This window comes from Paracoccus sp. SY, assembly GCF_002901215.1.
In the GTDB taxonomy this organism is placed as follows: domain Bacteria; phylum Pseudomonadota; class Alphaproteobacteria; order Rhodobacterales; family Rhodobacteraceae; genus Paracoccus; species Paracoccus acridae.
In genome coordinates, this window is record NZ_NWMQ01000010.1 from 110,779 (window position 1) to 117,888 (window position 7,110).

The window sequence follows — 7,110 nt, forward strand, 5'->3', positions numbered from 1 at the left end:
ACCTCCGCGATCAGCTGTTGAAGGGCATGTTGAAATGCTTCAACAGCGCTTTCGCTTCCGCGTCGGTCGGCGCGGTGGTGCAGATGATGATGTCCATCCCCAGAACTTCGTCGACCTTGTCGAAGTTGATTTCCGGGAACACGATGTGCTCCTTCAGGCCCATGGCATAGTTGCCGCGGCCGTCGAAAGAGGTGCCCTTCACGCCGCGGAAGTCGCGGACGCGCGGCAGCGCGATGTTGATCAGGCGGTCCAGGAATTCGTACATCCGGTCGCCGCGCAGGGTCACCTTGGCGCCCAGCGGCATTTCTTCCCGGACGCGGAAGCCCGCGATCGAGTTCTTCGCCTTGGTGATCACGGCCTTCTGGCCGGCGATCAGCGACAGTTCCTCGGCGCCCTGCTTCACCTTCTTGGTGTCTTTCACGGCCTCGCCGATGCCCATGTTCAGGACGATCTTGTCCAGACGCGGGATCTGCATGTCGTTCTTGTAGCCGAATTCTTCCTTCAGCGCGGCCCGGACGGTGTCGCGGTAAACCGCCTTGAGGCGCGGCGTGTACTTGGTTGCGTCCAGCATCAGATCACGTCTCCCGTGGTCTTGGCGAAGCGGACCTTCTTGTCGCCTTCCATGCGGAAGCCGACGCGGGTCGCCTTGCCATTGGCATCCAGCAGCGCCAGGTTCGACAGGTCGATCGGCATCGCCTTCGGCGTGCGGCCGCCCTGGGTCGTCTGGGTCTGGCGGGCGTGACGGATCGCGATGTTGATGCCGTCAACGATGGCCTTGTTGTCCTTGGGCATGACGGCGGTGATTTCGCCCTGCTTGCCCTTGTCCTTGCCGGTCAGCACGACGACCTTGTCGCCCTTTTTCAGCTTGGCAGCCATTACAGCACCTCCGGCGCAAGCGAGATGATCTTCATGAAGTTCTTCGCGCGCAGCTCGCGGACGACCGGCCCGAAGATACGGGTGCCGACCGGTTCGCCCTGGTTGTTCAGGATGACGGCGGCGTTGCGGTCGAAGCGGATCGAGGTTCCGTCTTCGCGCTTCACTTCCTTGGCGGTCCGAACGACCACGGCCTTGCGGACGTCGCCCTTCTTGACCCGGCCCCGCGGGATGGCTTCCTTGACGGACACGACAATGATGTCGCCCACCGACGCATAGCGACGGTGCGAACCACCCAGGACCTTGATGCACTGAACCCGGCGTGCGCCGGAGTTGTCAGCAACATCCAGATTGGTCTGCATCTGGATCATTTGGTTTCTCCCGACCTTTGGGGACCGCCACTTGCGGCCCCAGGGTTTCGATCATTTCTGATCTGTGATGATGGACTTACGCGGAAACCGCTTCGTCCGTCAGGACAGTCCAGCGTTTCGTCTTCGAGATCGGCGCGCATTCGACGATGCGAACGAGGTCACCGACCTTGAACTGGTTGTTCGCGTCATGCGCCCGATACTTCTTGGACGAGCGAACGGTCTTGTGCAGCAGCGGGTGCTTGAAGCGACGCTCGACCAGGACGGTGATGGTCTGTTCGTTCTTGTCGCTGGTGACGCGGCCTTGCAGGATGCGTTTGGGCATGGGCCAGGCTCCTTAGTTCGAGGCCGCGGCTTCCGCCGCTTTCTGGTTCAGAATAGTTTTCACACGGGCCACGTCGCGGCGAACGGCACGCATCCGGGCGGTGCTTTCCAGTTGGCCGGTGGCCTGCTGGAAGCGGAGGTTGAAGGCCTCCTTCTTCAGCGCGACAAGCTGATCCTTCAGCTGGTCGGGCGTCTTCGACGTCAGTTCCTGCGCTTTCATGGCGCTTTCCTTTCAACATCACCGGAGAGCCCCTGCACGCAGGGCCACCCTGATTCCCGGTGGAGTTTCATGATGAAGGCCTGCCCATACAGGCAATGCGGCCTTGGCGCAACCCTTTTCCCGCCAGGAAAAGGAAAACCCCGCCAGTCGCCCGGCGGGGTCGTGTTCCCTGGGGTGCGTGCTTGCACGCCCCGATCTTACCAGTCTTCGCGCGCCACGATGCGGGTCAGCACCGGAAGCTTGTTCGCCCCCAGGCGCAGGGCTTCACGCGCGATCTCGTCGGACACGCCGTCGATCTCGAACATGATGCGGCCGGGATGGACGCGGGCGGCCCAGAAATCGACCGAACCCTTGCCTTTACCCATCCGCACTTCGGTCGGCTTCGAGGAAACCGGGACGTCCGGGAAAATCCGGATCCAGACCCGGCCCTGACGCTTCATGTGGCGGGTGATCGCGCGGCGGGCCGCTTCGATCTGACGGGCGGTCACGCGCTCGGGCTCGGTGGCCTTCAGCGCATAGGATCCGAAGTTCAGGGCGAAACCGCCCTTGGCTTCGCCGTGGATCCGGCCCTTGTGCTGTTTGCGGAACTTGGTCCGTTTCGGTTGCAGCATCTTGTTTGCTCCTTAGCGCGCGTCGCGGTCACGGCGCGGACCACGGGGGGCCGGACCTTCCTGAGCCTCGGCGGCCTTGCGGTCGCGGGCCTGGGGGTCGTGCTCCATGATCTCGCCCTTGAAGATCCACACCTTCACCCCGATGATCCCGTAGGGGGTCGAGGCTTCGGCCAACGCATAGTCGATGTCGGCACGCAGGGTGTGCAGGGGCACACGGCCCTCGCGATACCATTCGGTCCGCGCGATCTCGGCGCCGCCAAGGCGGCCCGACACGTTCACGCGGATGCCCAGGGCACCCATGCGCATCGCGTTCTGCACGGCGCGCTTCATCGCGCGGCGGAACGAAACCCGACGCTCGAGCTGCTGGGCGATCGATTCCGCGACCAGGGCGGCATCGACTTCCGGCTTGCGCACTTCGACGATGTTCAGGTGAACTTCCGACTTGGTGAAGTTCGCCAGCTTGTTGCGCAGGACCTCGATATCGGCGCCTTTCTTGCCGATGATCACGCCCGGACGCGCCGCATGGATCGTCACGCGGCACTTGCGGTGCGGACGCTCGATGATGACGCGGCTGACGCCGGCCTGCTTGGCTTCCGTCTTGATGAAGTCCCGGATCTTCAGGTCTTCAAGCAGCAGGTTGCCATAGTCCTTGTCGTCGGCGTACCAGCGGCTGTCCCAGGTGCGGTTGACCTGGAGGCGCATGCCGATCGGATTGACCTTCTGACCCATTACGCTTGCTCCTCGACTTGGCGCACCTTGATGGTGATTTCCGAAAACGGCTTCATGATCTTGCCATAACGGCCACGCGCCCGCGGACGGCCGCGCTTCATCACCAGGTTCTTGCCCACCCAGGCTTCGGCGACGATCAGGTTGTCGACATCCAGGCCGTGGTTGTTTTCGGCGTTCGCGATCGCCGACTGCAGGCACTTCTTCACGTCGCCCGCGATCCGCTTGTGCGAGAAGGTCAAGTCGGCCAGGGCCTTGTCCACCTTCTTGCCGCGGATCAGCGCTGCGACGAGGTTCAGCTTCTGCGGCGAAGTGCGCAGACCCTTGGTCTTCGCGAATGCTTCGTTCTCCGCCACGCGGCGCGGATTTTGTTCCTTACCCATGACGCTTACTTCCTCTTGGCTTTCTTGTCCGCCGCGTGGCCGTAATAGGTCCGCGTGGGCGAGTATTCACCGAATTTCTGGCCGATCATCTCCTCGGAGACGGCAACGGGAATATGCTTCTGCCCGTTGTAGACGCCGAAGGTCAGGCCGACGAATTGCGGCAGGATGGTGGAACGACGCGACCAGATCTTGATGACGTCGGATTTGCCCGACTCGCGGGCCTTTTCCGCCTTCTTGAGCACATAGGCGTCAACAAAGGGGCCTTTCCAGATAGAACGTGCCATAGGTCAGCGCCCCTTCTTCTTCGCGTGACGCGACCGCAGGATGTACTTGTCGGTCGCCTTGTTCGAGCGGGTCTTCTTGCCCTTGGTGTCCTTGCCCCAGGGTGTGACCGGCGTACGGCCGCCCGAGGTCCGGCCTTCACCACCACCATGCGGGTGGTCGATCGGGTTCATGGCAACACCGCGAACGCTGGGACGGATGCCCTTGTGGCGGTTCCGGCCAGCCTTGCCCAGGTTCTGGTTCGAATGGTCAGCGTTCGACACGGCGCCGATGGTCGCCATGCATTCCTGACGGACCAGGCGCAGCTCGCCCGAGGACAGGCGGATCTGGGCATAGCCGCCGTCGCGGCCGACGAACTGGGCATAGGTGCCAGCCGAACGGGCGATCTGGCCGCCCTTGCCGGGCTTCAGCTCGACGTTGTGGACGATCGTGCCGATCGGCATGCCGCTGAAGGGCATGGCGTTGCCGGGCTTCACGTCGACCTTGGCGCCGGCGATGACCTTGTCGCCCACGGCCAGACGCTGCGGCGCGATGATATAGGCGCGCTCGCCGTCCTCATAGCCGATCAGGGCGATGAAGGCGGTGCGGTTGGGATCGTATTCGATCCGCTCGACCACGGCGGCCATGTCGAACTTGGTGCGCTTGAAATCGACGATGCGATACAGGCGCTTCGCCCCGCCGCCCTTGCGGCGCATGGTGATCCGTCCGGTGTTGTTCCGACCGCCGTTCTTGGTCAGGCCTTCGGTGAGGGCCTTGACCGGGCGACCTTTCCAAAGCTCCGAACGGTCGATCAGAACCAGCCCGCGCTGGCCAGGCGTCGTCGGTTTATACGACTTCAATGCCATCTTTCTGTCTTCCGTTGCTTTGGACCAGGGTGGTCCGTTGTCGTCAAAAGATCGCGGCCCCGGTTAACCCAGGGCCGCAGATTTCCGCCTGCTATCAGAGTCCGGTGGACACGTCGATAGTGCTACCCTCTTCCAGGGTGACATAGGCTTTCTTCACGTCGCTGCGGCGACCCAGGATGCCCCGGAAGCGCTTCTGCTTGCCCTTGGTGACGGTGGTGTTGACCGCCTTCACCTTGACGCCGAACAGGGCCTCGACCGCCTGCTTGATCTGCGGCTTGGTCGAATCCTTCGCCACCTGGAAGACCACGCCGTTGTTTTCCGACGTCATGGTGGCTTTCTCGGTGATGATCGGCTTGACGATCACGTCGTAATGTTCAGCTTTCGCGCTCATTTCAAACGAGCCTCCAGAGCTTCGACGCCCGAACGCGTGATCACAAGCGTGTCGCGCTTCAGGATGTCATACACGTTGGCACCCATCGACGGCAGGATGTCCACGCCTTCGATGTTGCGGGCGGCGCGGGCGAAGCCTTCGTTGACTTCGGCACCGTCGATCACCAGCACGCGCTTCCAGCCGTTTTCCTTGACGGCCTTGGCCACGGCCGAGGTCTTGGCATCGGCGAGGTTCAGATCCTCGACGATCACCAGTTCACCCGCGGTTGCCTTGGCGGACAGGGCATGGCGCAGACCCAGGGCGCGCACCTTCTTCGGCAGATCGAAGGCGTGCGAACGCGGGGTCGGGCCCTTGTAGACGCCACCATGACGGAAGGTCGGCGCCTTGCGGGAACCGTGGCGTGCGCCGCCGGTGCCTTTCTGGCGATAGATCTTCTTGGTCGAATAGCTGACGTCGGACTTGCCCAGCACCGAGTGGGTGCCCTGCTGCGCCTTGGCGCGCTGCCAGCGAACGACGCGCTGCAGGATGTCGCCGCGCGGCTCCAGCCCGAAGATCTCGTCGGCCAGCTCGATTTCACCGGCCTTGCCGGCGTCCAGCTTGATCACATCGAGTTTCATCACTTGTCTCCTTCGGGCGCAGCAGCGTCGTCACCCTCGGCCTTGTCGGCCTGGATCGAAGCCTGGGCTTCGGCCAGTGCAGCTTCCTCGGCGGCGGCGGCTTCGGCGGCGGCAGCCTCGCGGGCGGCTTCCTCGGCCGCGGCGGCTTCGGCGGCGGCGGCTTCGGCCAGACGCTTGGCTTCTTCAGCGGCGGACTTCAGCGCGGCGGGATAGATCACGTTCTCGGGCGCCGCTTTCTTCACGGCGTCCTTGATCGTGACCCAGCCACCTTTCGAACCGGGGACCGAACCCTTGACCATGATCAGGCCACGGTCGGCATCGGTGCGCACGACCTGCAGGTTCTGCGTGGTGACGCGGACGGCGCCCAGGTGGCCGGCCATCTTCTTGCCTTTGAACACCTTGCCGGGGTCCTGGCACTGGCCGGTCGAACCGTGCGAACGGTGGCTGATCGACACGCCGTGCGAGGCGCGCAGACCGCCGAAGTTGTGACGCTTCATGGCGCCCGCAAAGCCCTTACCGATCGAGGTGCCGGCGATGTCCACGAACTGACCCGCGAAATAGTGGTCAGCCGTGATCTCCTCACCGACGTTGATCAGGTTTTCCTCGGCAACGCGGAATTCCGCGATCTTGCGCTTGGGCGCGACCGAGGCCTTGGCGAAGTGGCCGCGCATCGCGGCGGTCGTGCGCTTGGCCTTGGCGACACCGGCGCCCAGCTGGACGGCGGTATAGCCGTCGCGCGCAACGGTGCGCTGATCGACGACCTGCAGGTTGTCCAGTTGCAGGACGGTCACCGGAACCTGACGGCCGTCTTCCAGGAACAGCCGGGTCATGCCCAGTTTCTTGGCGATAATACCAGTACGCAGCATCATCCCCTCCTTACACCTTGATCTCGACGTCCACGCCGGCGGCGAGGTCGAGCTTCATCAGGGCGTCAACGGTCTGCGGGGTCGGATCGACGATGTCCAGCAGGCGCTTGTGGGTGCGGATTTCCCACTGGTCGCGCGACTTCTTGTCGATGTGCGGGCCGCGCAGGACGGTGAATTTCTCGATCTTGTTCGGCAGCGGAATCGGGCCGCGAACGGTCGCGCCGGTGCGCTTGGCGGTGTTGACGATTTCCTGGGTGCTGGCTTCCAGCACGCGGTAATCGAACGCCTTCAGCCGGATGCGGATATTCTGACTTTGCATAGTCATCCCTCTGACGGGGAGTTCCAGTCGAGAGGCTGACATCGCACCACGCGGCGCCAGCGTCGGACCGTATAAAAACTGCAAGGCCGCCCTGACAAGGCGGCCGCGCGCAAGGCAAGCGAATCTCGGCGCAATGCGGATTCGACTGCGATGCGGGCCTATAGCCTCTTTGCAAGACGGACGTCAAGCACGATCGGCCATGTTCCTGATACGGGGCCTGCCCTCTGGCGCCGGGCCGTCCCGCAGTGTGACCCCGCCCCACGAAAAAGCCCGCCCCTTTCGGGA

At 63.5% G+C, this 7,110-nt stretch carries 14 protein-coding genes; all 14 read right to left on the reverse strand.

Translation table 11 applies throughout. The features are described from left to right. Positions 1 to 10 precede the first annotated feature (10 nt). Entirely contained in the window at positions 11 to 571 is a 561-nt protein-coding gene (gene rplE / locus CK944_RS10540) for a 50S ribosomal protein L5 (RefSeq protein WP_103173023.1), read from the reverse strand. Beyond that, positions 571 to 876 carry a 50S ribosomal protein L24 gene (gene rplX, locus CK944_RS10545; protein ID WP_103173024.1) on the reverse strand — a complete coding sequence of 102 codons (306 nt, stop codon included), beginning with the start codon at positions 874 to 876 and terminating at the stop codon, positions 571 to 573. Before rplX ends, rplE begins: the two co-directional genes overlap by 1 nt. Further along, a complete protein-coding gene (gene rplN / locus CK944_RS10550) occupies positions 876 to 1,244 on the reverse strand; it encodes a 50S ribosomal protein L14 (RefSeq protein WP_010400243.1) in 369 nt (122 codons plus the stop codon). The genes rplX and rplN overlap by 1 nt, the downstream gene beginning before the upstream one ends. A 76-nt stretch (positions 1,245 to 1,320) precedes the next feature. Beyond that, positions 1,321 to 1,566: a 30S ribosomal protein S17 gene (gene rpsQ / locus CK944_RS10555; protein ID WP_103173025.1), complete on the reverse strand. Its 246-nt coding sequence runs from the start codon at positions 1,564 to 1,566 to the stop codon at positions 1,321 to 1,323. Between the two features lie 12 nt (positions 1,567 to 1,578). Beyond that, positions 1,579 to 1,785 (reverse strand): 50S ribosomal protein L29, encoded by a 207-nt coding sequence (gene rpmC, locus CK944_RS10560; protein WP_103173026.1) that lies wholly within the window; start codon positions 1,783 to 1,785, stop codon positions 1,579 to 1,581. A gap of 197 nt (positions 1,786 to 1,982) precedes the next feature. Continuing rightward, entirely contained in the window at positions 1,983 to 2,396 is a 414-nt protein-coding gene (gene rplP / locus CK944_RS10565; RefSeq protein WP_103173027.1) for a 50S ribosomal protein L16, read from the reverse strand. 12 nt (positions 2,397 to 2,408) lie between these two features. Further along, entirely contained in the window at positions 2,409 to 3,125 is a 717-nt protein-coding gene (rpsC, locus tag CK944_RS10570) for a 30S ribosomal protein S3 (protein WP_103173028.1), read from the reverse strand. Then, on the reverse strand, positions 3,125 to 3,505 hold the full coding sequence (rplV, locus tag CK944_RS10575) for a 50S ribosomal protein L22 (RefSeq protein ID WP_103173029.1): 381 nt from the start codon (positions 3,503 to 3,505) through the stop codon (positions 3,125 to 3,127). The genes rpsC and rplV overlap by 1 nt, the downstream gene beginning before the upstream one ends. A gap of 5 nt (positions 3,506 to 3,510) precedes the next feature. Then, entirely contained in the window at positions 3,511 to 3,789 is a 279-nt protein-coding gene (gene rpsS / locus CK944_RS10580) for a 30S ribosomal protein S19 (protein ID WP_103173030.1), read from the reverse strand. Positions 3,790 to 3,792: 3 nt separating this feature from the next. Next, positions 3,793 to 4,632, reverse strand: coding sequence for a 50S ribosomal protein L2 (rplB, locus tag CK944_RS10585; protein ID WP_103173031.1), 840 nt, complete (start codon positions 4,630 to 4,632; stop codon positions 3,793 to 3,795). A gap of 94 nt (positions 4,633 to 4,726) precedes the next feature. Next, on the reverse strand, positions 4,727 to 5,023 hold the full coding sequence (locus tag CK944_RS10590; RefSeq protein ID WP_103173032.1) for a 50S ribosomal protein L23: 297 nt from the start codon (positions 5,021 to 5,023) through the stop codon (positions 4,727 to 4,729). Then, complete coding sequence (gene rplD, locus CK944_RS10595; RefSeq protein ID WP_103173033.1) at positions 5,020 to 5,640, reverse strand: 50S ribosomal protein L4; 621 nt, start codon at positions 5,638 to 5,640, stop codon at positions 5,020 to 5,022. The genes CK944_RS10590 and rplD overlap by 4 nt, the downstream gene beginning before the upstream one ends. Beyond that, positions 5,640 to 6,506 carry a 50S ribosomal protein L3 gene (gene rplC / locus CK944_RS10600; protein WP_103173034.1) on the reverse strand — a complete coding sequence of 289 codons (867 nt, stop codon included), beginning with the start codon at positions 6,504 to 6,506 and terminating at the stop codon, positions 5,640 to 5,642. Before rplC ends, rplD begins: the two co-directional genes overlap by 1 nt. 10 nt (positions 6,507 to 6,516) lie before the next feature. After that, positions 6,517 to 6,825, reverse strand: coding sequence for a 30S ribosomal protein S10 (rpsJ, locus tag CK944_RS10605; RefSeq protein ID WP_089386317.1), 309 nt, complete (start codon positions 6,823 to 6,825; stop codon positions 6,517 to 6,519). Between the last annotated feature and the right edge of the window lie 285 nt (positions 6,826 to 7,110).